The sequence below is a fragment of the Streptomyces sp. MNU89 genome (assembly GCF_020982505.1).
Lineage (GTDB): Bacteria > Actinomycetota > Actinomycetes > Streptomycetales > Streptomycetaceae > Streptomyces > Streptomyces xinghaiensis.
Map to the genome: position 1 here is coordinate 6,661,055 of NZ_JAJKLL010000001.1, position 25,115 is coordinate 6,686,169.

Genomic DNA, 25,115 nt, shown 5'->3' on the forward strand with positions numbered 1-25,115 from the left:
CCTCGCGCGCGCAAGACGACGGCGGCTCCGGAACCGGAATCCGGAGCGGCCTGTGGCGCAGGCTCTCACTGTTCGGCCTGCTGGTCGCCCTTCCCGTCCTCCTCCTGGCGGTGTTCACGGGCGACTCCGGCGAATCCGGCGGCTCCGGCGATGCCGGGGAGCGAACCGCCGCAGAGGGCGCGCAGTCCGGGGCCGGGACACGGACCGAAACCCGCGAGCAGACCGGCGACGGCGATCACGGCGGCGATCACGGCGGCGGCCACGGTGAGCACACCGAAGCCGCAGCTGCGGACAAGGAGGACAAGCAGGGCCAGGACGCCGCCCACCAGGGCCATTCCGCGAGTGCGGGCGGCAAATGCGCTGCGAAGGTGAAGATCACGACCAAGGGCGACGACTACCGCGCCAAGGTGACGGTGACGAATTCCGGCGAGACCGAGATCGGCAACTGGATGGTGCACTCGTCCATCTCGCCCGACGCGAACATCGAGAAGCACTGGCGCACGGTGCTCAGCGGCTACGGTCTCGCCGTCGCCTTCGGCAACACCGACAAGAACGGGACGCTGGAGCCCGGCGAGTCGACCACGTTCGGCTTCTTCGTCAAGAACGGCACCCCACCGCCGTCCGAGGCCAACGTCTGCTACGTGCACTGAGGTTGAGCCCGAAAGTGGCGGGGCGGTACCGGCGGCACCGGTACCGCCCCGCCGTCGGTTCTCCCGGCGACTCACCCGTCGGCGGCGAACCGTATCGCCGCCGAGTGCAGCACTGCGGACGCTGGTACGACTGCGGCGCGGCCGTCGTGGCTGCCCGCCGTGCGCGGCGCTGCTGCGTTGAGGGGGCTGTCGGTTGTTGTGCCTGGTTGGGGTTACGGCGCCGGGTGGGCGGCGCGATGGTGGCCTCGGGTGCGTTGCGGGCCGGCGGGTGTCGTTTTGGTGGGGGTTACGGCATCCGTGTCGGGGGTGGGCCGGTGGTCGGTCGTCTATCCGGTGCCGTGCGCGCCCGGGGTCGTCTTGAAAAGCGATGGCGTGGCTGGTGCCGGTGGGTGGTTGCGGGGCACACGCGCGCCTGGGCTTCTCGGCTCACCCGCCGTCGTGGCGGGCTGTCGATGGTGGCGGTCGTGGGCGGTTGTCGTGGCTGCTGTGGGGTGTCGGCCGCCGCTGGGATCGGGGTTCGGGGTGGTGGGGTTCTCGGTGGCGTTCTGGCGGTGAGGACCGGTTGGGGGTGGGGCATCGGCGATGACCTGGTGCCCGGCCGGGGGCGCGGAAGCGCTGTGCGCTCGGGTTCTCCGGCTCTCTGCGTCGTGGCGGGCTGCTGGTGGCCGTGGCCGTGGTCGTGGTCGTGGTCGTGGGTGGGTGGCGTTGTTGGTGTTTGGTGTGGGCCATGGGTGGAGTTCCCGGTTCCGCTTTCGATCACTCGTTCGGGTGGTTCCATGCTCTGGACCTGGATTCATCACCGTCCGTGACGGAAAATGGGGGTATGAACCCGCTTCGTGAGGGCGGGAGTTCACGCGTGTGATCCGGACGGGGGGACATGATGCAGGCCACGTTGCTCGACCATGACGACACGGCCACGACCGAAACCACCGGCTCGCCGGAACAGCCGGTGACGGCGGATGAGTGGGCCGCGCATCTGGCGTCGGCCGTACCCGGTCCGCAGACGGCGGCGATGCTTGCTCTGCTGGAGCGCGGGCAGCTCTCCACCACTGGGCGGATCGATGCTTTGAAGGCCTGGGAGCGGCATGTGGCGTGGATCCAGGCGCAGCAGGTTGGTCTGCTGGCGGATATCGAGGCGGATGCTTTGGATGCGGCGCCGAATGAGGTCGGGTGGGTGGACTATGACTGGAACTTCGCCTGTGAGGATGTGGCCTGTGCGTTGAAGCTGTCGGGGAACACGGCCGCGGACCGCCTGGCGGTCGCCACCGCCTTGGAGGGGCGGTTTCCCACGACGGTGGGCCTGTTGGAGCGCGGGGAGATCTGCTACTTGCAGGCGAAGGCGGTGGCGGAGGTCACCGGCACCCTCGACCCCGAGGCCGCAGGTGTGGTGGAGGCGATGGTCGCGCCCAAGATGCCCGGCCAGTCCGTCGGCCAGACCCGGCGGGCCTTGAACCGCGCCGTCCTGAAGGCTGATCCGCGGGGGGCGGAGGTGCGGCATCGCCGGCGGCGGGAGGACCGGACGATCTGGCACCGGGCCGCCGAGGACGGTATGGCCACCTGGACCGCGTTCCTCACCACCCCGCAGGCCGCCCAACTGGACGCGGCCGTCGACGCGCACGCCGCCACGTTCACCGAGGACGGGCGCACCCTGAACCAGAAGCGGGTGGACGCCCTGTACGACCTGGTCGTCAACCGCCCCACCGGAGACCCGACCCCGGGTGGCCGGTCGGCAGCGGTGGTGCAGGTGACGGTGTCGATGGACACCCTGATCGGGGTGGATGAGGAGCCCGCACAGCTCAAGGGCTACGGCCCGGTCAGCGCCACCGCGGCACGGGAGGTGGCTTTCGCTCCGGGCACGATCTGGCGCCGTCTGATCACCCACCCCGCCACCGGGCTGCTGGTCAAGACCGACCCCACCACCTACCACCCCACCGCCGAGACCGAACGCCACGTCATCGCCCGCGACATGACGTGCACCTTCCCCTCCTGCCACATGCCTGCTCACCGCTGCGACCTCGATCACATCGAGCCGTTCAACCACCAGGACCCGCAAGCGGGCGGGGCGACGGAGCCGGACAATTTGATGCCGTTGTGCCGACGCCACCATCTCCTCAAACACCGCACCGAATGGCAGGTGCAGCGCGACCCCGATACCGGCGAGGTCCGCTGGACGGCACCGACCGGCCACACCTACACCAACCCACCCCACACCCCTAGCCCCAGCCCGCAGCGGGCCGCAGCCACCGGCATCAGCCCCTTCGCCACCGTGCGGAGGGGCCCACACCCCTGCCCAAGACCGAGAACCCGTCCCGGGCCACCATTGGGTGTACACCTGACATGACAGGGCCATGTGCGCACCTCGGCGTCAACGCGCACCGGCAACGGCCACCTCGGCGTCAACGCGCGTGCTTCGTGTTCAGAATCCACCCACCGGCAGCCGTCGAGAGGAGAGAACCGAGCCCGCCACGCCGTCACCCGCCACGACCGTGACCACCGACAGCCCGCCACGATGGCGGGTGAGCCGAGAAGCCCAGGCGCGCGTGTGCCCCCGCAACCACCCACCGGCACCAGCCACGCCATCGCTCTTCCCAACGACCCCGGGCGCGCGCGGCACCGGATAGACGACCGACCACCGGCCCACCCCGACACGGATGCCGTAACCCCCACCAAAACGACACCCGCCGCCCGCAACGCACCCGCCACCACCATCGCGCCGCCCACCCGGCGCCGTAACTAACCAGCCCGGCACCGGACAGCCCGCGACGCATCCGCGACCACCGCCGCGCCGCCCACCCGGTGCCCCAGAGCCTGAATCGGGCCGGGGCTTGCTGGCCGTTTCGCTCCGCCTCTCTCGCCGTGACCGGCTCCGCCCTCGCCGACCGCTGAGGCGTCGGACCCGACCCGTCCGCTGCTCAAGACGGTGCGGGCGGAGTGCTCCGTGCCGCCCGGAGTTCGCCGACCGGGCTCCGGGTGAGGGGCGGGGCGGGGATACTTCCGGCATGAGTGCCCTGTCCGCGGTCCCGGACGCCGTGCTGATGGCAGTCGTCGTGGCGCTGACGATGCTGGTGGCATGGACGGATTCCACCGTCCGGGAGTGGGCCCAGCCGTGGCTGCGGCGCCGTGTCGTCCGGCCGTATCTGCGACTGCGGGCCGGGCTGGTGCGGGAGTTCGCCGGCCGGCTCATTCGGGACACCAGGGACGTCCTGCTCCCGGTGGTGGGCGACCGCGTGGCGACCGACCCGTACCGGATTCCGCTGTGCATCACCCACTGGTGGAAAAGCCTTCTGGCCACGGTTCCGTTCCGGCTCCTGGTCTTCGTGGTGGTGCCCGTGGTGCTCCTCAACGGGGCAGCGGAGGTGTGGATCCTGCTCGAATCCGCCTCGTCCTTCCGCGGCTCCCTGTCCGAGGCCCGGCAGGAACTCGCGGACGCGGCACGGCTGTTCGTGGCAGAGGTGGAGGAGAGGATCGGCGCGCCGGTGGCCGGGTACCTGGGCGACCCGCTGGGATCGCTCGGCGCGGTGCGCGTCTCCGCGATGCTGCTTCTGCTGCTCCTCGCTCTGTTTCTGATAGTCCGTCCGCTGCTGGCGTCGGTGCTGCACTCCGGGACGGCCGCCGGTGAGGAGTTGCCGTCCTCGCCCGATTCCGCGGCGCCCGGGCGTCGGTACTGGCCCGTGGTGGTGCTCGTGGCGGCGGCTGTGCAGAGCGCGCGCGCCTGCCGGACGTGGGAGAACAGGTCCCGGCTCGGCACACCGCCGCGGGTCTCCCTGCGGGTGGCCGAGCGTGTGATCCGTCGGGCGTACCGCACCCGCAACGGTTCCGTCCGGCGTCATCACAAGCGGCACCTGAGAGCCCATGCCGCGCGGGTCGTCGGCGCGCTCCGGGCCGTCGAGGTGAGACAGGACCGGGACAGTGACGCCGCCTACCGCGATCTGGCCGTCATGCTGCTGACGATCGCCGAGCGCTATGCCGAGGGCCGGATAGGGGAGTTGCTGGACGAGGCCGACCTGGCCGGGGCCGAACCGGTCGTCGACCGCGCGGGTTTCCGGTTCGCCGCGGCGGGTGCCCTGGTGCTGGGGGTGCTGGGGGCGGCCTCGTGGAGCGGTGTGCCGGCGGAGGTCATGGGTCCGCTGCTCGGTGTCACGGTCACGACGGCCCTGGTCGTGACGTACGGCATCGGCATTCCGCGTCCCTCGGATCTCCTCGACATCGTGCGCGGCGCCGACCGGAGGTAGTCCGCCGCGCTCCCGGCCCGGGCGTGGCCGGCGGGCCGGGAGCGCGGGATGCCCGGGGCGTCCGGGGCACCCGGGTCAGCCCAGGGCGGACGCGAGGAGTTCGGCGGTCTCGGCGATCAGCTCGTTGTCCGGTGCGGCGTCGGGGGCGGGCTTGGTGGTGAGGACGGCCAGCACGATCGGGGCGCGGTCCGGGGTCCAGGCGACGCCGGCGTTGTTGTTGGTGCCGTAAGCGCCTCCGCCGGTCTTGTCCGCCAGGTCCCAGTCGGCGGGCAGGCCGGCGCGGAAGCGCTCGCCGCTGGTGGTGTTGGCCAGCATCCACCCGGTGAGCCGCTCGCGGTCGGCGGACGAGAGCGTGTCGCCGACGATGAGCCGGGTGTAGGTGCGGGCGATGGCGCGGGGGCTGGTGGTGTCCTCCATCCGCCACGGCTCCGCCGAGTTGAGCTCCGTCTCCCACCGGTCCAGGCGGGTGGTGCGGTCGCCCACCGAGCGGCAGAACCGGGTGACGGCGCGCGGGCCGCCGAGTTCGCGGAGGAGGAGGTTGGCGGCGGTGTTGTCGCTGTAGCGGATGGCGGCGTCGCAGAGTTCCCCGACGGTCATGCCCTGCGCCACGTGCTTGCCCGTGATGGGGGAGTGCTCGACGAGATCGGTCGTGCCGTAGCGGATGCGCCGGGCCAGGAACTCGCCGCGCCGGTCGTGGTCGCGGAGGATCGCCGCGGCGGCGACCGGCTTGAACAGCGAGCACATCGGGAACCGCTCGTCGGCGCGGCGGACGACGGTCTCACCGGTGTCGAGATTCCGTGCGAACACCCCCAGCCGTGCGCCGTGTTCGGATTCGAGGGCCCGGAGCCGCCGGGAGGCCTCCCGCGCGCGTCCGGAGAGCGGCGGCGACGCCGTGGGTGAGGCCGGTGACTCCGGTCCTGCCGCCGAGGCCGCCGAGGCCGCTCCGCCCGAGGGGACGCAGGCGGCCAGGGCCGCTCCGGCGCCCAGGACGAACAGCGCGCGGCGGGCCGGACGGGTTCCGTGTGCCGTGTTCAAGACCGTGACTCCTGACGGGTGAGGGGGTGGTCACTGACCGGGCCCGGTACAGGTGGACCAGACCAATCCCCTAGACGCACCCGGGCCGTGTCCGGTTCTGCTCTCGCTCGTCATGCTGCTGATGCCCGTGTACCAGCTGGTCAGCGGTCTCGCGTTCAGCCACGCCTACTACGGGGCGTTCCGGCACGCGATCACCGTCGGATTCGTCTCGATGATGATCACGGGGGTCGCGGCCCGCGTGGCGCCCACCCTGCGCGGCATCCACCCCGGCACCCTCAACTCGCTCACGGGCCCGTTCGTCCTGATCAACGTCGGCTGCGCGCTGCGGGTTTCGCTGCAGACCCTCACCGACCGGCATCCGTTCTCCTTCGCCGTCGTCGGGGTCAGCGGACTGCTGGAACTCGCCGCCCTCGTCTGGTGGGGCACCGGTCTGCTGCGGATCCTCCACGGATCTCCTGGGTCGGGACCCGGTGTGTCCCGGCCGGTCGTGCTGCGCCCGGTCCGATCCGGTGCGGGTCCGGGCCCGCGCGCTCCCTCCGCAGGGAGGGCGCGGGACTCCCGGCCCGGGCCCGCGCCGGCGGGCACGGCTGATCGGGTGTGCCCGGAGGTGCGGGCCGGTGCGCCGGGATCGGTCCCCGCGCACCGGCCCGCGGACCCGGGCCGCCCGGCGGGGGCGGAAGAGCGGCCCGGGCTGTTGCGGGGCTAACCGGTGTGGTGGCCGGTCAGCGGGCCGAGGGCGGTGGTGAGGTCCCGCCCGTGAACGGGCGGCCGGTGCGGCGGAGCCGGGCGGTCCGCCGCCGTTCCGTACCGGGGGGCCGCGTCACAGACGGCCGGATCCGTGCCGTCGGCCGGCGGGGGCGCCGGGCGGACCTCGCCCGCCAGGGTCAGCACCGCCACCGCCGCCGCGGCGGTCGTCACCGAGCTGAACACGCGCTCGTAGCGGTCCGGGACACGCGCGATCCGGCGCCGCCGGTGGGACGCGCGGGCCCGGTGCCCGGAGGACGGCGCGGGCGGCTCGCCGCGGACGGCCCAGGAAGGGACCGGCGGTGGCCCCGGCGGCCCGGAGTACGGGGACGGAGAGGGCGACGGGGGCGGGGCGGGGAGCGGAAGGGCATCGGCGGCTCACCCCTCCCCGCCGGGCAGCCAGCGCACCTCGGCGACGGAGACGACCGCCGTTCCCTCGGTGTAGAGCATGAACGGGACGTCGACATGGCGCAGATCCATGCCCAGCTCCGCCAACTCAGCCAACGGGACGGCCAGTTCGTGCCACCGGCCCGGTGCGAGGCCCCCCAGCCGCTCCGTCAGGTCCAGGCCCGGCTGGGCCGGGTAGTCGTCGTGGCAGGCCAGCAGGAGCGGCTGGGAGGGCGGTTCGCCGATCCGGAGGCGGAAGGCCAGCCGCCCGCCGGCCTCCGCGTAGCCGCGCAGGTCCAGCGGCTGCGCGTCCGGCTCCGGCCGCTCGGCGTAGACGAAGGCGACCGGATAGCCCTTGAAGGCGAAGGTGAGGGTGCCCGGGGGATCGTCCGGTCCGCCCGGCTCGGAGCGGACGATCAGGCAGTCCACCGGCTCCTCCGTTGAGACGTCCACCCGCGACCAGGTGTTGTGGCCGCCGATCCGGAAGCGGTACCCGGAGCCCGCGCCCAGCACCGGCAGCGGCCCGGCCGCCGGGGGCGGGGGAGTGGTGTCCTCGAAGGTGTCGAGCGGCAGCGGGTGGCGGTGCGGGTCCGTGTCGTCCAGCGACAGGCCGTAGCCGTACGGGAAGAGCGGGGCGTGCTCGCCCGCCGGCTCCTGCTCCTCCGGCGGGACCCGGTAGCCGGGGATGTGCGGCGGGATCCGGTTGGCGGCCGACGCGCGGCGGCTGCCCGGCCAGGTGAAGCCGAGCCGGCCGCGGAAGTCGTGGGCCCGCTCCCCGTCCGGGCCGGCGAAGAGGACGTCCGTGATGCCCCCGGCCTCGGTGCCGGGCAGCCAGGCGACGGCGAAGGCGTCGGAGAGGTTGATCTCCTCGGTGGTGTACAGGGGGCGGCCGGTGAGCATCACCGTCACCACCCGCAGCCCCGCCGCGCGCAGCCGCCGCAGGGTCTCCAGATCGCGGGCGTAGGACGCCTTGAGCTCGGAGTAGGCCAGGGAGCGCCACGGCTTGACGGTGCCGCGCATCTCCGCGTACGAGTCCTCGCCGATGACGACCAGCGCCACGTCGTGTGCCGTCGGGTCCACCGTGCCCGGGAACGGGTCCACGGTGCAGCGCCCCTCGCCGGTGATCTGCCGCACCGCTCCCGCCATCGTCACGGCGCCCGGCAGGTCCGGCAGTTCGACGTCATTGCCCTGCCAGGTGAGGGTCCAGCCGCCGGTCTGCTTCTGGATGGCGTCCGCGCCGCTCCCCGCCACCAGCACCCGGGAGGAGCGCGGCAGCGGCAGCACTCCGCCGGTGTGCTTGAGGAGGACGACCGACTTGCGCACCGCCTCCCGCGCCAGCGCCCGGTGCTCCGCGCAGCCCAGAACGGCGGTGTCGTGCGTCAGGGCCCGGTCGCGGGGCCGGGGGCGCTCCCACAGACCGGCGCGCATCTTCACCCGCAGCACCCGCGTCACCGCGTCGTCGATCCGGGAGGCCGGGATCTCCCCGTCGCGGAGCCCGGCGAGGGCGTTGCGGTACACCGACTGCCACGCCTCCCGCCCGGCGACCATCAGGACGTCCAGCCCGGCGTTGAGCGCGTAGTTGGCGTTGCCGATGGAACAGCCGGAGACCTCCGCGTGGGCGTCCCAGTCGCTGATGACGATGCCGTCGAAGCCCATCGCGCTCTTGAGCACATCGGTGAGCAGATAACGGCTGCCGTGCACCTTGGCGTTGTACGGCGGGCCGTGGTGTGGGGAGTGGTCGTAGTTGGCCGGGTTCTCCCAGCTGCTGAAGGAGGCCATCACCGACTGGGCGCCCGCGGCCAGCCCGGCGATGAAACCGGCGGCGTGGATGTTGCGCACCAGGTCCTCGGAGGTGAAGCAGGTGCCGCGGTCGCCGCCCTCGGCGGTGCCGCCGTCGGCCACCCAGTGCTTGACGCAGGAGATCACCCGGGCCCCGGCGGTCGGACCGTCCGGGCCGCCGCCGCCCTGGAGGCCGGCCACCATCTCGCCCGCGTAGGCGTGCACCAGCTCCGGGTCCTCGGACCAGCCCTCGTAGTAGCGGCCCCAGCGGCGGTCGCGCGGGACGGTGACGGTGGGCGCGAACGTCCAGTCCATCCCCGTCGCGGCGATCTCGCGGGCCGTGGCCGCGCCGATCCGGCGCAGCAGCTCCGGGTCGCGGGCGGCGCCCAGGCCGATGTTGTGCGGGAAGATCGTCGCGCCGTACACGTTGTTGTGGCCGTGCACCGCGTCGGTGGCCCACATGAACGGGACGCGGAACGGCCGGTCCGCGTAGGCCGCTTCGGCCGCCTCCCAGTAGAGGTCGACCGTCTTCACCCAGTCCGCCGGATCGGCGTGCCGGTTGCCGCCCGGCCAGATCCCCGCACCGTTGAGCGCCGAGCCGATCCGGTACGCGCGGACGTCCTCGGGCGTCAGCTCGGCCAGCTCGGGCTGGATCAGCTGCCCGATCTTCTCCTCGGGCGTCATCTGCGCCAGGATCGAGCGGACGCGCTCCTCGGCGGCCGGGTCGGCCGGCACGGCGGACTCGACGCGTGGCCACGCGGGCCAGTGGGCGAAGGGTGGCACCGATCCTCCTCGGGTGCGGGCGGGGGACTGCTGGGGGCGGCTGCGGGTGGGGACGGGGCGGGGACCGGCCCTCGGGCGGCACCGCCGTCAGGCCGGCACCCAGAACTGCTCGACCTCCCGGGCGCGGACGCGGGCGGCGAAGACGTCCGGCACGACCGGCCGGTCCTGGGCGGGGCAGTAGAGCGTCACCTGGGTGCGGTGCTCGGCCAGCGCGGCCCGCTTGGTGTCGAGGTGTTCGCGGATGTCGAGGGACAGCAGCCGCTCGCCGCCCTCGGGGACGGTGCGGTCCGGTTCGCTGCGGTTGGTGAAGCCGAACTCGGCCTCCGTCTGCTCGTCCCAGACCACGAACTTCCGCAGCCGGGGCGTGAGTCCGAGCTCCCGGAGGCAGTCGAGGACCACCTCGCCCGTCAGCCGGTGGTCGGCGTTCAGTTCCCGGATCTCGTGCGGCAGGAACACCTCCTCGACCTCCGGGTGGGCCTCCAGCACCGCGCGGACGCGGGCCCGGAACTCCGGCAGCGCCTCGGCGAGCGCGGTGTCGGTGAAGCCGAGGAACTGCACCCCGTCCGGTCCCAGGCCCAGCGCCCGGGCCGCCGCCTCCGCCTCCTTCTGCCGGATACCGGCCAGCTCCTCCGGGGTGGGGTCGCTGTTGATGCCCAGCACGGCCTGGTGGGAGCGGGAGCCGTCGGTGGAGAAGACGATCTGCACCCGGGCGCCCTCGGCGGCACGGCGGGCGAGGGTGCCGCCGCAGGCGATCACCTCGTCGTCCTGGTGCGGGGAGAAGACCAGCACCTGACGGGGCGGTCCGTCCGGGCCGTCGGCGAGCGCGCGTTCGGCGGCGAGGTGCTCCGCGCATCCGGGCAGCCCTCGCTCGCGGATGAGGTCGTTGACGGCGAAGAAGTGGTTGCCGTCGACGAGCGAGGTGATGGGCGTGCCGTACTTGGAGGCGAAGTAGCGGTAGTTGGCCGCGACCGACCGCATGTTCTCGGTGTAGCTCTTGCTGTGCGGCACGTGCACGGCGCAGGCGTCGCGGTTCATGACGAAGACGGCGCCGTCGCGGTGCAGCCGGTAGGAGAGGTCGACGTCCTCGGCGCCCCAGGCGCGGTACGCGTCGTCGAACAGGCCGACGGAGCGCAGCTGTTCGGTACGGGCGGAGACGTTGCAGGTCCACCAGACCAGCCAGGGCGCGGGCAGGGAGGCGAAGTCCTCGCCGTACTTCTCGTAGAACTCCTCGCGGATGTCCAGCCAGCGCCCCTCGCGCCGCAGCCCCGCCATGAAGGAGTCCGGGTCCGCGTAGTCGATGGCACGTTCGATCTCGGCGCCGTCCTCGTTGTCCTCGTTGAAGCAGAAGACGTAGCCGCAGACGGCGACGGGCCGGTCGGAGGCGGCGTGACTGTCCAGATGGGCGCGGAGCGCGCCGCTGTGCAGCAGCACGCCGGAGTCGACGAGGACGCAGATGCCGCCCCGGGCGTTCGTGATTCCGGTGTTGCGGGCGCGGGCGACGCGGTAGCCCTCGTCGGGGTGGGCGAAGTAGCGCAGGGTCAGGCGGTTCTCGTACTCCGTCACCAGCCGCGCGGTGTCGTCCGTGGAGCCGTCGTCGACGACCAGTACCTCGAACCGCCCGGCCGGCAGGGTCTGCCGGGTGAGCGAGTCCAGGGTGTGCCGCAGCAGGCCGGCGCGGTTGTAGGTGGGGACGACGACGCTGACGTCCGGTCCGGGAGTGCTACTCATCGGTTCCTCCGGTGACGAGCAGAAGGGCGGCCACCGCGCTCAGCACGGCGCAGGCCCAGAACACATGGGTGAAGCCGAGCCACTGGGCGACGGCGCCGGCGGTCATCCCGCCGAGAAAGCTGCCCGCCTTGAAGGAGGCCCCGTAGAGGGCCGAGGCGGCGCCGATCCGGTCGGACATGGCGTTCTGCAGGATGATCACGGGGATGCTGAGCACGATCGCCGTCCACAGCGCGTTGGGCACCTGGAGCAGCAGCAGTGCCACCGGCGACTCGGTGAACGGCAGCGCGGCGAAGAAGAGCGTGGCGCAGACGGCCGCGACGGTCACCAGGCGCCATTTGCCGATCCGTTCGGCCTTGGCCCCGGTGTAGATCATCAGGGGGATCTCCAGCGCGGCGGCCAGCCCGAGCAGCAGCCCGGCGAAGCCCTTGCCCAGCCCCAGGTCCTTGGTGACGAACAGGGCGATGTTGATCTGGTAGATGCTGTTGACGGTCAGCATCAGCACGATCACGGCCATCAGGGACCGCACGCGCGGGGTGAGACCGGAGAAGGCGTTCCGGGGCGGGGCGGGCGCCGCGGGTGCCGCGGGTGCCGCGGTCTTCTCGGGCGCCGTCCGCGCCGTCCTCTCGGTGCCGGCCGCGGTGTCTCCGGCCGCGCTCTCCGGCAGGCCCTCCGCCGTACCGTCCGCCGCCCCGCCGGCCTCCGCGACGGCGGTCGGCCGGGTCTTCCCCGTGTCCGGCAGTGCCAGCGCGCACAGCGCCGCCGACAGCAGGTAGAACACGGCCGCCGCGAAGAACAGGCTGGAGAAGCCGCGGGAGGAGATCAGATAGAAACCGAACGGCGGGCCGACGATCCAGGCCACCGAGGTCACCGAGCGCAGCGCCGAGTTGAAGAACGCGGCGTCCGTGCCCCGGCTGTCCGCGAACTCCCGCGTGTAGGCGAAGAGTTGCGAGAAGACGGCGCCGCCGATGCCGAAGAAGAGGGCGCCCGTCACCAGTAGCGCGTAGTAGTCGCGCAGCAGCAGATAGCCGACCGCGCCGGCCGCCGAGCAGGCCGCGCACAGCGCGAGCAGGGAGCGCCGGCTCGACATCCGGTCGGACAGTGCCCCGACGACCAGGTCGGAGAGGATCTCGGAGGCCGCCCGCGCGGCGAAGAACAGCCCGATCATCAGTGGCGACACCCGCACCGCGTCGGACAGGAAGAGGCTGGTGGAGGTGACGACCATGGCCCCGGCGACACCGACCATGCCGGTGACGCCGATCAGGCTGTTGAGCGCGCCGTCCTTGAGGACGCCGACGACGCGCGTCTTGGCGGTGACGGTGGTGGTGTTCACACTTCTCCCTGGCGCGGAACGGGTACGGGGCCGGGCTGCGGGACGCCTCCGGGCATCACCCGGGCACGGCCGTCGGCAGCCACGAGCCGCGCCGCTGCCGGTAGGGCAGCCAGGGCGGGAGTTCCCGGCCGTCGGGGACGAGCAGCGCGGCCTCGTAGTCCGCCCGGCCGATCTCCCCGGCGGCCAGCAGACCGTCCCGGTCGGCGAGGGGGAGGGAGGCGAGGACGCGGTGCCGGAGATGGTCCAGGTCGAGCAGTCCGTCGTAGGTGGCGGGGCGCGGCAGGGCCGGGCCCTCCGGGCGGAGCCGGGACGGCGCCACGGTGCCGGACACCAGCCGCCAGTAGGCGGCGAAGGAGGTGCGCGGATCGGGGAGGGTTCCGGCGGCGAGCCCGATGCGGATGGTCTCCAGCCAGCAGTCGAGGTGGCGCCGCTCGCCCGGCCGGCCCAGGTGCCGCTCGCACCAGGCGGCCTTCGTCCTCTCGTCCGGCAGCGTCGCCCGCCCCGCGAAAACGGCCAGCGCCCAGGCGGCGATGGTCTCGAAGTAGGGGCAGGCGGTGCCGAACCCCTCGGTGTCCACCGGGGTGTTGATGACGGCGAGGGTCGGGTCGTGCCGGAAGAAGTGGTGCTCGTAGAGGTCCTCGCGGCGGAAGCCCTCGATGAAGCCGTAGTCCGGCATCCCGTACCCCAGGCACAGCACCACGTCGTCGTACGAGCGTTCGCTGCCGTCGGCCAGCACCGCGGTGCCGTCGGGCGCGAACCGCTCGAACGCCGGGCGGACCGTGATCCGTCCCCGGTAGACCCGGGGAATCGCCTTCTCGTTCACGTGGACGGCGCCGTGGAAGCCGTCCGCCGGCAGCAGGCCCGTCCGCCGGTACATCGCCATGTACTCGGGCAGCAGCCCGCTCAGCCAGGCCAGGTAGTCCCGGTAGGGCATCTCCTCCAGCGCGACCCGGCCGGCGTACGAGAAGAGCGCGTCGTTGTAGACGCCCGCACAGTCGCGCGGCAGGAACAGGGCCCGCCCGCGCACCGACCAGTCCACCCGCGCACCGGTGTCCGACAGCTCGGCGGCGATGTCCGCGCCGCTCACCCCGCCGCCGACCACCAGCACCCGGCGGCCGGCGAAGTCCGCCGGGCCCCGGTAGGACTTGGCCGTCCACACCCGGACCGGGGCGGCGGGGCCCGGCATGTGTTCCGGCAGCCGGGGCTCCCACAGCTCACCGCTCGCGACCATCACCGCGTCGAAGACCCCGGTGCTCTCGCCCCCCTCGTGCCGGGCGGTGACCCGCCATCCGTCCGCCTCCCGCGCCACCCGGACCACCCGGTGGCCGAAGCGGCAGACCGGCAGCACCCCGAACGCCTCGGCGTAGGAGCGCAGATAGGCGTGCACCTGCGGCAGCGTGGGGAAGTCGTCCACGCCCCGGGGCGGGAAGTCGGAGAACGGGAAGCTCATCCGCGAGCTCTGCATCCGCACCCCGGGGTAGGCGCCGCCGGAGGCCGGGTCCCAGATCCCGCCCAGATCGGCGTTCTTCTCGTAGAGCACCACGTCGTGGCCCTCGGCCAGCGCCTGCTTGGCGCTGGTGAGACCGGCCGGCCCCGCTCCGATGACTGCGATCCGCGAGCGTCTCCTGGCGCGGGGAGCGACGCGGAACGGGCGGGGCGGCCGGGGTTCGGGTAAGGGCGACATGGCGTGGGGGTCTCCGGTGTGCCGTCAGATGAAGGGGTCGAAGTCGTCTACGGGCTCGGGCGGTTCGCGGTGCCGCAACCCGCCGATTTCGACGTTCACGGGGTGCCGCGCGCAGTGGAACCGGCAGTCCTCGCGGGGGTCCACGGCGGTGGTGTCGGCCCGGGCCCACATCTCCTCGAAGGACATCTCCGCGATGTCGCCCAGCTTCCCCTTCTCGTGGCCCCGGTGGTACGGGCAGATGTAGACACCGGTGGGGGTGACCGTGGTGCGCAGCTCGGCGACCGGGCAGGCCGCGTACTCCTTCTTCTGCACCGGATCCGAACCGGACCGGACGGCCAGCCAGTTGGAGGACCGGAGCAGCCGGAACGACTCGTCCTCCAGCTTGCGCAGCCGGCTCCACTGCTCCTCGACCAGCTCCGTGTGCTCGGCGGCCTGGTTGACGGTGAAGTGGTCGGCGTCGAGCATCGCCTTCAGCTCGAAGTAGTCGCAGCCGATGTCCTTGGCGAGTTCCCCCGCCTGCTGCACCTCGGGGTAGTTGGTGGCCGTGAGCCGGCCCTCGTCGTCGAAGCGCTGCATCAGCAGGAACGAGTAGCCGAGCCGCCCGGCCTTGCGCTCGGCCAGCCGCCGCATGTCCGCGATGATCTGCGGAAACACACTGGACTTGCGGCGGCTGGGCCGGAAGACGTCATACGTCCCGGGGGTGGCCGCGTCCAGGGAGACCCGGACCCAGGAGAGCATGGACGCCAGCTCGTCGAGATAGCGGCCGATCAGGGTGCCGTTGGTGACCAGCCCGATGCGGATGCCCGCGCCGTGCAGCACCTCGATGACGGTCCCGATGGACCGGTGCATCAGCGGCTCCCCGCCACCGATGAGGATCACCGCCCGTACCCCGGAACCGGCCAGCTCGTGCGCGAGGCCGGTGATCCGGTCCCGGGAGAACTGCCCCTGGTTGAGCACCCCCGAGCTGATGCACTCGGGGCAGGCGAGATCGCACAGGGTCGTCGGGTCCAGATCGACGACCAGCGGCCACTTCAGCCGCCGTCCCTGCGCGACCTCGCGCACCGCCGGCAGTACCGAGCGCTGGTACAGCTTGCCGACGAGGTCGAGCTTCCGCCCCACGTCGGCCGCGCCCAGTTCTCCCGGTAACTCCGGTTGTTCGTCCGCTCCGTACACGAGTCCCCCGTTCACTTGCCGTTCGCTGTGCCGTGCTGGTGGTGTGCTGGTGGTGTGTCAGCCGTTCCCGCCGTCGGAGAGGCCGTTGCGCAGGGCCACCCCGCCGTACCAGAAGGCGCTGTCCTTGGGTGTGCGCAGCTGGCTGTCGAAGTCGACGTGGACGATGCCGAAGCGCTTGGCGTAGCCCTCGGCCCACTCGAAGTTGTCGAGCAGCGACCAGAGGAAGTAGCCGCGCACGTCCACACCGTTCGTGATGGCCTCGTGCGTGGCCCGCAGATGCGCGTTCACGTAGGCGATCCGGTCCTCGTCGTGGACCTTGCCGTCGGGCGTGATCGGATCGTCGTAGGCGGCACCGTTCTCGGTGATCATGATCTTGATGCCGGGGTAGTCGCTGTTGATCCGCTCCAGCATGGTGCGGAGCCCCTGGGCGTCGATCTCCCAGCCGATGTCCGTCAGCGGCCGGCCGCAGGACAGGAACCGCACGTCCTCCGCGCCGGGCCAGCAGGAGCCGGGGCCCTCGGCGGGCTCGCCGCCCCCCGCCACGTGGTACGAGGTGTAGTAGTTGACGCCGAGGAAGTCGATCGGCGCCCCGATCAGCGCCTCGTCGCCGTCCAGGATGTGCTCAGTGCCGCAGACCCGCTCCAGGTGCGCGCGGATGTCGGCCGGGTAGCCGCCCTGCATCACCGGGTCGAGAAAGAGGCGGTTCTGCAGGATGTCGATGCGGTGGGCCGCGTCCAGGTCCGCCGGGGCGTCCGAGGCGGACGACACCGGGTAGAAGTTGAGCGTGGTGCCGATCTCCACCGGTCCGGGTGCCGCGGCGCGCAGCGCCGGCACGGCCAGCCCGTGGGCGAGCAGCAGGTGGTGGGCGGCGCGCAGGGAGGCCGGCGGGTCCTGGACGCCCGGGGCGTGCTTGCCCTCCCCGTACCCGAGGAAGGCCGCGCACCAGGGTTCGTTGAGCGTGGTCCACAGCTTGACCCGGTCGCCGAGCGCCTCGCGCATGATCCCGGCGTACTCGGCGAACCGGTAGGCCGTGTCCCGGCTCAGCCAGCCGCCCTTGTCCTCCAGCGCCTGCGGGAGGTCCCAGTGGTAGAGGGTGACCGCCGGCTCGATGCCGCGCTCCAGGAGCGAGTCCACCAGGCGCTGGTAGAAGTCGAGACCCCGGGCGTTCGCCGGGCCGGAGCCGTCCGCCTGGATGCGGGGCCACGAGACCGAGAACCGGTAGGCGCCCAGCCCGAGTTCGGACATGAGGGCGACGTCCTCGGGGTAGCGATGATAGTGGTCCGCGGCCACGTCGCCGGTGTCACCGGCGACGACCCGTCCGGGAGTATGCGCGAAGGTGTCCCAGATGGACTGTCCGCGGCCGTCCGCGTCCGCGGCACCCTCGATCTGGTAGGCGGAAGTGGCCACACCCCAGAGGAAGCCGGTCGGGAAGGCGGCGACCCGAGGCTCTGCCTCGGGTGCCACAGCGGTCTGTTCATCCTGCATTGTCACGTCCGGACCTCGTCATCAACAACTGTCGAATACGGCTCGCAGCGCACCTGCGAAGCGAGTGGGAGCGCTCCCAAAATCGGGTGGAATGCGGCCACCAGGTCAACCGGGGTCGCAGCGGGCGGGTGGTGACGGAAAAACCACTGGGAGCGCTCCCATAAATGTGGCGGAGCCGACAGCCGGTGTCAAGATTTCAACGCCCTCCGCTCTGCCGCGCCGGGGGCGTGCGGACGCAACCCGCACCGCCCGTCGCACGCCGGTGACCTGGCCTTTTCCCGGCGCGCCGGTGTGTGCGGGCCGTAATCCACCGGAAAGAAGAGCCCAACCGCCGCTGCTCGCCACACCCGGCGCTGCCGTATCTGCGGCCCCGCCCGGCCCAGAAGTGCCCGGTGCTCCGGCGGCGGGCGCGGTGCTTCTCCGGGCCGTGGGCGTCCCGGTCGCTGCATTCAACAAATGAATCACCGCTTCCGGCCTCCCACCACCGGCTTTGCCGCCGGTTTTCCCTGCGCCGGGGTTGCGCCGGGCCGGGGGCGCGCCGGGATGGGGTCGCGCCGGGCCGGGAACTCCGGGGCTCCGCGCGCGGCGGGGACCGGTCGGGCCGCCCCGGGCGCGCGGCGCACCCGCGCGCCCGCGCACCCGGAGGCGGTGAGGCAGCGAGGCGGTTACGCCGAGTCCCGGTGCACCAGCCGCGTCCCCAGCACCACATGGCGCTTCGCCGTCGTCCGCGACCCGATCTCCTCCACCAGCACCCGTGCCATCGCCCGTCCCATCTCCTCGATCGGCTGCCGCACCGTCGTCAACGGCGGATCGGTGTGGCGGGCGATCGCCGAGTCGTCGAACCCCACCAGGGCGACGTCCTCCGGCACCCGGCGCCCGGCCGCCCGCAGGACGCCCAGCGCGCCGGCGGCCATCACGTCGGAGGCCGCGAACACGGCGTCCAGCCGCGGTTCCCGCTCCAGCAGTTCGGCCATCGCCCGGCGCCCCCCGCTCTCGGTGAAGTCGGACTCCGCCACCAGGTGCCGGCCGCCCCCCACCCCCGCGGCCTCCAGCGCCTGGCGGTACCCGTCCAGCCGGCACTGGGCGACGTACATGTCGAGCGCGCCCGTGATGGTGGCGATCCGCCGCCGCCCGCCGGCCAGCAGATGCGCGACGGCGGACCGGGCGCCGCCCACGTTGTCGGAGTCCACGTACGACACCGACTCCAGATCGGAACGCCGCCCGCTGAGCACGGCCGGCAGCCCCAGGTCCTCCAGCAGGTCCGGCAGTGGGTCGTGCTCGTGCACCGAGACGACGAGCACGCCGTCCACCCGCGCCGCCCGCAGATACTGCGCGAACCGCTCCCGCTCCTTCGTCGTGCGGATCAGCGTCAGCAGCAACTGCATCTCGGTCTCGGCGAGTTCCGCTCCGACTCCCCGTACGATGTCCGAGAAGTACGGTTCGGCGAAGAGCTTGGTCTCCGCCTCCGGGACGACCAGGGCGATCGCGTCGGTCCGGTGCCCCGCGAGTGCCCGTGCCGCCCGGTTCGGTACGTAGCCGAGCTCGGCCACGGCCTGTTCGACCGCGGCCTTGGTCTGGTCGCTGACCCGCAGCGAGCCGTTGATCACCCGGGACACCGTCCCCCGGCCGACCCCCGCTCGCGCGGCCACTTCCTCCAGTGTCGGTTGCCGGCTCCGCCGTCCGTTCACCGCCATCAGGCCTCCCCACCGTCGGCCCCGTCCGGGCCGCCCCGATGGGTTCCGCGGGGAGGGCCGGCCGTGCCGGTCAGGGCCGTCTCCGGCCACTCGTTCGGACCGGCGCCCGGCCCGATCCCGCCCCATTCTTGGGAGCGCTCCCATGCTATCCGAGCCGCTGAAGTGAACACGCGTCGCCCCAGACCCTCCCGTCACACGCGCCGGGCCCGGCCCGCGCACCGCCCCGCCGCCGGGCCCGGCCGAAGCGGGTGGAACCGGACGCCGCCCCGTCACGCGGGCCGCCCGGGAAGTGCTCCGGCCCGGTCGTGCCCCGCCCGCCGCCCGCCCCGCGCCGGGCCGTTCCGGGCCGGAACGGGCGTACACCGGTACGCGTGCCGGTGTACGCCCGGCCGGGCCCCGGCCGCGATACGGCGGGGAGCGGCCCGCCGGTGTACGGTGCCGTGCTCCGGGCCGGCCGGGGCGGCGGGTTCGCCCCCGCCGGTGGTGGCCGGGGCGCCGCCACGGCGCCATGGGCCGCCCCCGCCCGCTGTCCGTCCCGGCGTCCGGCCGGGCCCCCGGAGTGGCGGGCCGGCGCCCCGCCCCGTGTAACGAACCGCGAACAAGTGCGCGCCATGGCATCCGTTCTTCACCTTCGTGCCGTCGTCCCCTCCCTTCGGGAAGTGATGGGCCCTCACCGGGCAATCCCGCCGGTCCGCGCGGTGGTTGACGCGGTGTCGCGGCCCGGCCACCCCCTCCGGCCTGCCCCGACGTGCCTCCTGTCGCAGCTCCGGGTGGCCGTTAGGACACATGCGCACAACGAAACCGTATTCACGTCTTGACACTTTCCCTCTGAGGCGAAAACCTTCGGGCATGGCGCGAGTGGGAGCGCTCCCACCCCTCGCCAGGCGGAGTCGGGCCTTCCGGGGGGAGGCCTGCACTCGACAGCGTCCAGCACCACGAGGCCGCCGGTCCCCAGAGGCCCGGGCCGGCCGGTCAAGCCCCCTCGAGGTCCGAACCGGCCGGCGCCCCTGCGGCGCACCGTCGCAGCCGCCCCCGGAACGGACCGTCCCGTGGCACCAGCCCAGAGATCCACCTGGACAAGGAGAGTGGAATGCGCACTTCCAGCAGGACCCGCGGCCGTAGCCGCAGAACCGCGATAGCGGCGGTGGCCGGGCTCGCGACCTGCGCAGTCTTGATCACCGGATGCAGCAGCGACTCCGAGGGCGGGGCCGGCAGCGACGGCAAGATCGAGCTGCGCGTCGGCACCTTCGGATCGTTCGGCTACGACAACAAGACGGGCGCCAAGCTCTACGCCGAGTACGAGAAGCTGAATCCGAACATCAAGATCGTCGAGAACAACGTCTCCGACGGTCAGAAGTACTGGGACACCCTGAAGCTCCGGCTCTCCCAGGGCAGCGGTCTCTCCGACATCCAGGCGATCGAGGTGGGCTACATCGCCGAGGCGACGAGCCCGGCCATGGCCGGCAAGTTCGTCGACCTCTCCTCCGCCGAGGGCGCCTCCACCGCCGACTTCCTGGACTGGAAGATCAAGCAGGCGACCACGCCCGACAACAAGGTCGTCGGCCTCGGCACGGACATCGGCCCGATGGCGATCTGCTACCGCAAGGACCTCTTCGAGAAGGCCGGTCTGCCGACCGACCGCGAGGAGGTCGGCAAGCTGTGGGAGGGCGACTGGGGCAAGTTCATCGAGCAGGGCAAGGAGTACAAGGCCAACGCGCCCGAGGGCACGGCCTTCCACGACTCCGCCAGCGGCCTTTTCAACGCCGTGATCTCCAGCTCGTCGGAGCAGTACTCCAACTCCCGCGGCCAGCTCGACTGGGAGAACAGCTCCGGGGTCGAGCAGGCCTGGGACCTGGCCGTCGAGGCGGCGGAGGCGGACCTCACCGCCAAGCTGCGCCAGTTCGACGAGAAGGGCACGTGGAACGCGGCGTTCAAGAACTCCAAGTTCGCCACCGTGGTCTGCCCGAGCTGGATGACCAACATCATCAAGGACCAGGCGGGCCCGGAGAACCAGGGCAAGTGGGACATCGCCGCTCCGCCGGTGGCTGCCAACTGGGGCGGTTCCTTCCTCTCCGTGCCGAAGGCCGGCAAGAACACCAAGGAGGCCGCCAAGCTCGCCGCCTGGCTGACCGCCCCGGAGCAGCAGGCCAAGGTCTTCGCCAAGGCCGGTCTGATGCCGTCCACCACGAAGGCCATGGAGTCGGAGGAGGTGAAGACCGCCAAGATCGACTACTTCGGTGACACCCCGATCGGCGAGATCTACTCCGCCGCCGCCCAGGAGATCGAGCCGGCGCCCATCGGCCGCTACGACGGCCAGGTGAAGACCTTCCTCACCGACAACGGCATCCTCGACATCGAGCAGCGCGGGACGGACCCGGACGAAGCCTGGAAGAACGTGAAGAACCTGATCGAGGACAAGATCGATCAGTAACGGGACGGCGGGCCGCCCGCCCGGCATCTCGCCGGCGGGCGGCCCGTACGCCTGAGCCACCGTCAGAACCGATCCCCGTGGAAGGACGCCACTCGTGGCTACCTCCGTACGGGCGGCCGCGGACGGCAGTCCGCCCCCGCGCCGCCCGCCCCCGACCAGCACGGCGCCGCAAGGCCCCCAGCGCCTGGCGCAGCAAGCTGTACCGGCTGGACGTGAAGGCGACCCCCTACACGTTCATCGCCCCGTTCTTCCTCACCTTCGCCGCCTTCGGGCTCTTCCCGCTGATCTACACCGGCTGGCTCTCCCTGCACCGGGTGGAGCTCGGCGGAGACGCGGAGTGGCGCGGCCTGGAGAACTACACCGGGCTCGCCGACAGCGACTTCTTCTGGAACGCGCTGGCCAACACCTTCACCATCGGCGTCATCTCCACCGTGCCGCAGCTGCTGATGGCGCTCGGCCTGGCGCATCTGCTCAACTACAAACTCCGCGGCCGCGGTTTCTACCGGGTCGCGATCCTCGCGCCGTACGCCACCTCGATCGCCGCCGCGACGCTCGTCTTCGCGCAGCTGTTCAACACCGACTACGGCATGATCAACGGCTTCCTCGGCCTCTTCGGGATCGACCCGGTCAACTGGGAGACCGAGAAGTGGCCCGCGCAGATCGCCATCTCCACCATCGTCACCTGGCGCTGGACCGGCTACAACGCCCTGATCTACCTGGCCGCGATGCAGGCCGTGCCGAACGACCTCTACGAGGCCGCGGCGCTCGACGGCGCCTCCCGCTGGCGGCAGTTCATCAGCGTCACCATCCCGTCGATCCGGCCGACGATCCTCTTCACCATCGTCGTCTCGACGATCGGCGCCACCCAGCTCTTCGGTGAACCGCTGATCTTCGGCGGCAGCCTCGGCATCGGCGGCGGCAGCGCCAACCAGTACCAGACGCTGAGCCTGCTGATGTACGAGAAGGGCTGGGTCACCGGCTCCCTCGGCCAGGCCTCGGCCATCGCCTGGGTGATGCTGCTGCTCCTGCTGTTCGTCGGCGGGGCGCAGGCCCTCATCTCCCGCAGGAACCGCAAGAAGACGGGGGCCCCCTCATGACCCACGCCCTGACCAAGGTCCCGCCGGCCCCGGCCGGCCGCCGGAGGGCGCAGGCCCAGCGCCGCGGCGGGAAGGCCGGCCGGGCCGGCGGCCACAACCACGCCGGTCCGGTCACCTACATCGTGCTCGCGCTGGCGGCGTTCTTCTCGCTGTTCCCGCTGTACTGGAACGTCGTGGCCGCCTCCCACACCGGTGAGCGCGTCGTCCAGGCGCCGTCGCCGCTCCTGCCGGGCGACCAGCTCTTCACCAATCTGGAGATCGCCTGGAACCAGGTCCACATGGGCCAGGCGCTGATCAACACCACCATCGTGGCGGGCACGGTCGCGATGAGCACGGTGCTCTTCGCCACCCTGGCCGGATTCGCTTTCGCCAAGCTGCAGTTCCGCGGCCGCAACATCCTGCTGGCGGTCGTCATCGCGACGATGACCGTGCCGCCGCAGCTCAGTGTGATCCCGCTCTACCAGATCATCACCGAACTGGGCTGGGTCGACCAGCTGCAGTCGGTCATCCTGCCCACCCTGGTGGCCGCGTTCGGCGTCTTCTTCATGCGCCAGTTCCTGCTGGAGGCGCTGCCGGTGGAGCTCGTCGAGGCGGCCCGGATGGACGGGGCGAACAGCCTGCGCATCATCTGGCACGTGGTGTTCCCCGTCGCCCGGCCCGCGATGGCGGTCCTGGGAATGCTCATCTTCGTCCAGTCGTGGAACGACTTCTTCTGGCCGTTCATCGCGCTGACACCGGACGGGAACCCGACGCTGCAGGTGGCCCTCGCGGGTCTCGGCGCCGGCAACCACACCGTCAACCACGCGGTCGTCCTGACCGGTGCGCTGATCGCCACGATCCCGCTGCTGGCGGTCTTCGCCCTGCTGGGCAAGCACGTGGTCGGCGGCATCACCGCGGGAGCCGTCAAGAGCTGACCCGCGCCGGCCCGCACACCGGAGCGCCGGAGCCCCCGCGGAGCGACCACCCGCGGTGGCTCCGGCGCTGACGCGGTGACGAGGACCGCGCCGCGACGGCGCCCGGCGGGCTCCGGCCCGGCGGTGGCGGTCCGGACCACCGCCCGCACCACCGGCACGGCCCGCACCACCGGCACCGCCCGCACCACCCCGAACCGTCCCGCACCACCGCGCGCGATACCGCACCACCCGGCAGCACCCCTGCGATCCCCGTGCAGCGTCCCTTCCGCGACGATCCTCACGACTCACCGCCCCCGCCCCGCGCCCCCGCTCCGCCCGACCCCGGCATCACCCCCACCGGTCCCCGGGCCTCTCCCCGTCGTCCGTACCGAGCCAAGGAGTGCTCTCCCCATGACCGCGCACGAAGTCCGGTCCGCCGCCTCGGCCCGCTCCTTCCCGCCGGGCTTCGTGTGGGGGGCGGCCACCGCCGCGTACCAGGTCGAGGGCGCCGCGACCGAGGACGGCCGCACCCCCTCCATCTGGGACACCTTCAGCCACACCCCCGGCAACGTCTTCCGCGACCACACCGGCGACGTGGCCGCCGACCACTACCACCGGATGCCGGAGGACGTCCGCCTGATGCGCGAACTCGGCATCGGCGCCTACCGGTTCTCCGTCTCCTGGCCCCGGGTCCAGCCCACCGGCCGCGGCCCGGCCGTCCAGCGCGGCCTCGACTTCTACCGGCGACTCTGCGACGAGCTGCTCGCCAACGGCATCCAGCCCGCGGTGACCCTCTACCACTGGGACCTGCCGCAGGACCTGGAGAACGTCGGCGGCTGGCCGCGGCGCGCCACCGCCGAGCGCTTCGGCGACTACGCGGAGATCGTCGCGGAGGCCCTCGGCGACCGGGTCTCCCTGTGGACCACCCTCAACGAGCCCTGGTGCAGCGCCTTCCTCGGCTACGGCTCCGGCACCCACGCCCCGGGCCGCGCCGACCCGGTGGCCGCGCTGCGCGCCGCGCACCACCTCAACCTGGGCCATGGCCGGGCCGCCGCCGTGCTCCGCGAGACCCTGCCGCCCGCCGCCCAGATCGGCGTCACCCTCAACCCGCACCTGGTCCGGCCGCTCTCCGAGACGCCGGAGGACCTGGAGGCCGTCCGGCGCATCGACGCGGTCGGCAACCGGATCTTCACCGGCCCGATGCTGGCCGGCGCCTACCCCGACGACCTCTTCGCCGACACCGCCCGGCTGACCGACTGGTCCTTCGTCCGCGACGGCGATCCGGCCGCGATCCACCAGCCGCTGGACGCGCTGGGCATCAACTACTACACCTCCCGCGTCGTCTCCGCCTCCCGCCCCGACGGGCGGACCGCGCGCGGCACCGCGCGCCCGGCCTCGCCGTGGCCCGGGGCGGACGGGGTCGTCTTCCACCAGCCGTCCGGCGAACGGACCGCGATGGGCTGGCCCGTCGACCCCACCGGCCTCTACCACCTGCTGATGAGCTTCACCGCCGACTTCCCCGGCCTGCCGCTGGTGATCGCCGAGAACGGCGCGGCGTACGACGACCGCCCCGGCCCCGACGGCACGGTGCACGACCCGGAGCGCGTCGCCTACCTCCACCGCCATCTGGACGCCGTCCTGCGGGCGCTGCAGAACGGCGCCGACGTGCGCGGCTACTTCCTCTGGTCGCTGCTCGACAACTTCGAGTGGACCTACGGCTACGGCAAGCGGGTCGGGGCCATCTACATCGACTACGAGACCCAGGCCCGCATCCCCAAGTCCAGCGCCCGCTGGTACGCAGGGGTCGCCCGCACCGGCCGTCTCCCCGACGAGGTTCCGCTGCCGCTGCCCGAGCAGGCGCCCATGCCGTTCCCCGAGCAGAACTCCGCCCCGCTCACCGAACAGCTGCCCGAGCGGCGGGTCTCCGGGGCGCAGCAGGTTCCCGGGCAGGTCCCCGGAGAGATCTCCGGACAGCTGTCCGAGCAGTAGG

Annotated in this window: 18 protein-coding genes; 8 read left to right on the top strand and 10 right to left on the bottom strand. The window is 72.4% G+C overall.

Going from position 1 to position 25,115, the window contains the following annotated elements; all coding sequences use genetic code 11:
- Nucleotides 1–65: 65 nt before the first annotated feature.
- Nucleotides 66–335 carry a hypothetical protein gene (locus tag E4N63_RS28600; protein WP_230242061.1) on the bottom strand — a complete coding sequence of 90 codons (270 nt, stop codon included), beginning with the start codon at nt 333–335 and terminating at the stop codon, nt 66–68.
- Nucleotides 336–368: 33 nt separating this feature from the next.
- Here E4N63_RS28600 and E4N63_RS28605 point away from each other — a divergent pair, with 33 nt between their 5' ends.
- The 3 genes from E4N63_RS28605 (at nt 369) to E4N63_RS28615 (ending at nt 4,882) form a co-directional block, all read left to right on the top strand.
- On the top strand, nt 369–650 hold the full coding sequence (locus E4N63_RS28605) for a cellulose binding domain-containing protein (protein ID WP_185831328.1): 282 nt from the start codon (nt 369–371) through the stop codon (nt 648–650).
- A gap of 877 nt (nt 651–1,527) precedes the next feature.
- Complete coding sequence (locus E4N63_RS28610; RefSeq protein WP_230242063.1) at nt 1,528–2,991, top strand: HNH endonuclease signature motif containing protein; 1,464 nt, start codon at nt 1,528–1,530, stop codon at nt 2,989–2,991.
- 658 nt (nt 2,992–3,649) lie between these two features.
- On the top strand, nt 3,650–4,882 hold the full coding sequence (locus E4N63_RS28615; protein ID WP_125626651.1) for a hypothetical protein: 1,233 nt from the start codon (nt 3,650–3,652) through the stop codon (nt 4,880–4,882).
- 75 nt (nt 4,883–4,957) lie between these two features.
- Here E4N63_RS28615 and bla read toward each other — a convergent pair whose 3' ends face one another.
- Nucleotides 4,958–5,917, bottom strand: a complete 960-nt coding sequence (gene bla / locus E4N63_RS28620) for a class A beta-lactamase (RefSeq protein ID WP_230242065.1) — start codon at nt 5,915–5,917, stop codon at nt 4,958–4,960.
- Between the two features lie 112 nt (nt 5,918–6,029).
- Here bla and E4N63_RS28625 point away from each other — a divergent pair, with 112 nt between their 5' ends.
- The gene (locus tag E4N63_RS28625; protein ID WP_230242067.1) at nt 6,030–6,623 is read left to right on the top strand and encodes a hypothetical protein; all 594 of its coding nucleotides are present in this window, start codon (nt 6,030–6,032) and stop codon (nt 6,621–6,623) included.
- Here E4N63_RS28625 and E4N63_RS28630 read toward each other — a convergent pair.
- From E4N63_RS28630 to E4N63_RS28665, 8 genes are all read right to left on the bottom strand, one after another.
- A complete protein-coding gene (locus E4N63_RS28630) occupies nt 6,620–6,835 on the bottom strand; it encodes a hypothetical protein (protein WP_230242069.1) in 216 nt (71 codons plus the stop codon). The genes E4N63_RS28625 and E4N63_RS28630 overlap by 4 nt on opposite strands.
- A 204-nt stretch (nt 6,836–7,039) precedes the next feature.
- Entirely contained in the window at nt 7,040–9,610 is a 2,571-nt protein-coding gene (locus E4N63_RS28635; RefSeq protein WP_230242072.1) for a glycoside hydrolase family 3 protein, read from the bottom strand.
- An 87-nt stretch (nt 9,611–9,697) separates the two neighbouring features.
- Nucleotides 9,698–11,338 (bottom strand): PIG-L family deacetylase, encoded by a 1,641-nt coding sequence (locus E4N63_RS28640; RefSeq protein ID WP_125625720.1) that lies wholly within the window; start codon nt 11,336–11,338, stop codon nt 9,698–9,700.
- Complete coding sequence (locus tag E4N63_RS28645; protein ID WP_230242074.1) at nt 11,331–12,668, bottom strand: MFS transporter; 1,338 nt, start codon at nt 12,666–12,668, stop codon at nt 11,331–11,333. The genes E4N63_RS28640 and E4N63_RS28645 overlap by 8 nt, the downstream gene beginning before the upstream one ends.
- Before the next feature lie 55 nt (nt 12,669–12,723).
- Nucleotides 12,724–14,352 carry an NAD(P)-binding domain-containing protein gene (locus E4N63_RS28650; protein ID WP_230242076.1) on the bottom strand — a complete coding sequence of 543 codons (1,629 nt, stop codon included), beginning with the start codon at nt 14,350–14,352 and terminating at the stop codon, nt 12,724–12,726.
- A 24-nt stretch (nt 14,353–14,376) separates the two neighbouring features.
- Entirely contained in the window at nt 14,377–15,540 is a 1,164-nt protein-coding gene (locus tag E4N63_RS28655) for a radical SAM protein (protein WP_230242078.1), read from the bottom strand.
- 42 nt (nt 15,541–15,582) lie between these two features.
- Entirely contained in the window at nt 15,583–17,010 is a 1,428-nt protein-coding gene (locus E4N63_RS28660) for a GH1 family beta-glucosidase (RefSeq protein ID WP_125625727.1), read from the bottom strand.
- Nucleotides 17,011–17,675: 665 nt separating this feature from the next.
- Nucleotides 17,676–18,704 (bottom strand): LacI family DNA-binding transcriptional regulator, encoded by a 1,029-nt coding sequence (locus E4N63_RS28665; protein ID WP_125625723.1) that lies wholly within the window; start codon nt 18,702–18,704, stop codon nt 17,676–17,678.
- Between the two features lie 1,090 nt (nt 18,705–19,794).
- On the opposite strand from E4N63_RS28665, the gene E4N63_RS28670 reads away from it, so the two are divergent.
- The 4 genes from E4N63_RS28670 to E4N63_RS28685 all read left to right on the top strand — a co-directional run bounded on the left by E4N63_RS28670 (nt 19,795) and on the right by E4N63_RS28685 (nt 25,114).
- Nucleotides 19,795–21,135: an ABC transporter substrate-binding protein gene (locus E4N63_RS28670; protein ID WP_230242079.1), complete on the top strand. Its 1,341-nt coding sequence runs from the start codon at nt 19,795–19,797 to the stop codon at nt 21,133–21,135.
- Nucleotides 21,136–21,206: 71 nt separating this feature from the next.
- Nucleotides 21,207–22,232, top strand: a complete 1,026-nt coding sequence (locus tag E4N63_RS28675) for a carbohydrate ABC transporter permease (protein ID WP_374112900.1) — start codon at nt 21,207–21,209, stop codon at nt 22,230–22,232.
- Nucleotides 22,229–23,146 (top strand): carbohydrate ABC transporter permease, encoded by a 918-nt coding sequence (locus E4N63_RS28680; RefSeq protein WP_125625725.1) that lies wholly within the window; start codon nt 22,229–22,231, stop codon nt 23,144–23,146. Before E4N63_RS28675 ends, E4N63_RS28680 begins: the two co-directional genes overlap by 4 nt.
- Nucleotides 23,147–23,536: 390 nt before the next feature.
- Nucleotides 23,537–25,114, top strand: a complete 1,578-nt coding sequence (locus E4N63_RS28685) for a GH1 family beta-glucosidase (protein WP_125625847.1) — start codon at nt 23,537–23,539, stop codon at nt 25,112–25,114.
- The last annotated feature ends 1 nt before the right edge of the window (nt 25,115 follow it).

Bases quoted from the DNA above. Each gene is read 5' to 3' on its own strand.
- E4N63_RS28625 (WP_230242067.1), top strand. From the start codon at position 6,030: ATGCTGCTGATGCCCGTGTACCAGCTGGTCAGCGGTCTCGCGTTCAGC.
- E4N63_RS28685 (WP_125625847.1), top strand. From the start codon at position 23,537: ATGACCGCGCACGAAGTCCGGTCCGCCGCCTCGGCCCGCTCCTTCCCG.
- E4N63_RS28650 (WP_230242076.1), bottom strand. From the start codon at position 14,352: ATGTCGCCCTTACCCGAACCCCGGCCGCCCCGCCCGTTCCGCGTCGCT.
- E4N63_RS28670 (WP_230242079.1), top strand. From the start codon at position 19,795: ATGCGCACTTCCAGCAGGACCCGCGGCCGTAGCCGCAGAACCGCGATA.
- E4N63_RS28640 (WP_125625720.1), bottom strand. From the start codon at position 11,338: ATGAGTAGCACTCCCGGACCGGACGTCAGCGTCGTCGTCCCCACCTAC.
- E4N63_RS28680 (WP_125625725.1), top strand. From the start codon at position 22,229: ATGACCCACGCCCTGACCAAGGTCCCGCCGGCCCCGGCCGGCCGCCGG.
- E4N63_RS28660 (WP_125625727.1), bottom strand. From the start codon at position 17,010: ATGCAGGATGAACAGACCGCTGTGGCACCCGAGGCAGAGCCTCGGGTC.
- E4N63_RS28665 (WP_125625723.1), bottom strand. From the start codon at position 18,704: ATGGCGGTGAACGGACGGCGGAGCCGGCAACCGACACTGGAGGAAGTG.
- E4N63_RS28600 (WP_230242061.1), bottom strand. From the start codon at position 335: ATGGCCCTGGTGGGCGGCGTCCTGGCCCTGCTTGTCCTCCTTGTCCGC.
- E4N63_RS28610 (WP_230242063.1), top strand. From the start codon at position 1,528: ATGATGCAGGCCACGTTGCTCGACCATGACGACACGGCCACGACCGAA.
- E4N63_RS28615 (WP_125626651.1), top strand. From the start codon at position 3,650: ATGAGTGCCCTGTCCGCGGTCCCGGACGCCGTGCTGATGGCAGTCGTC.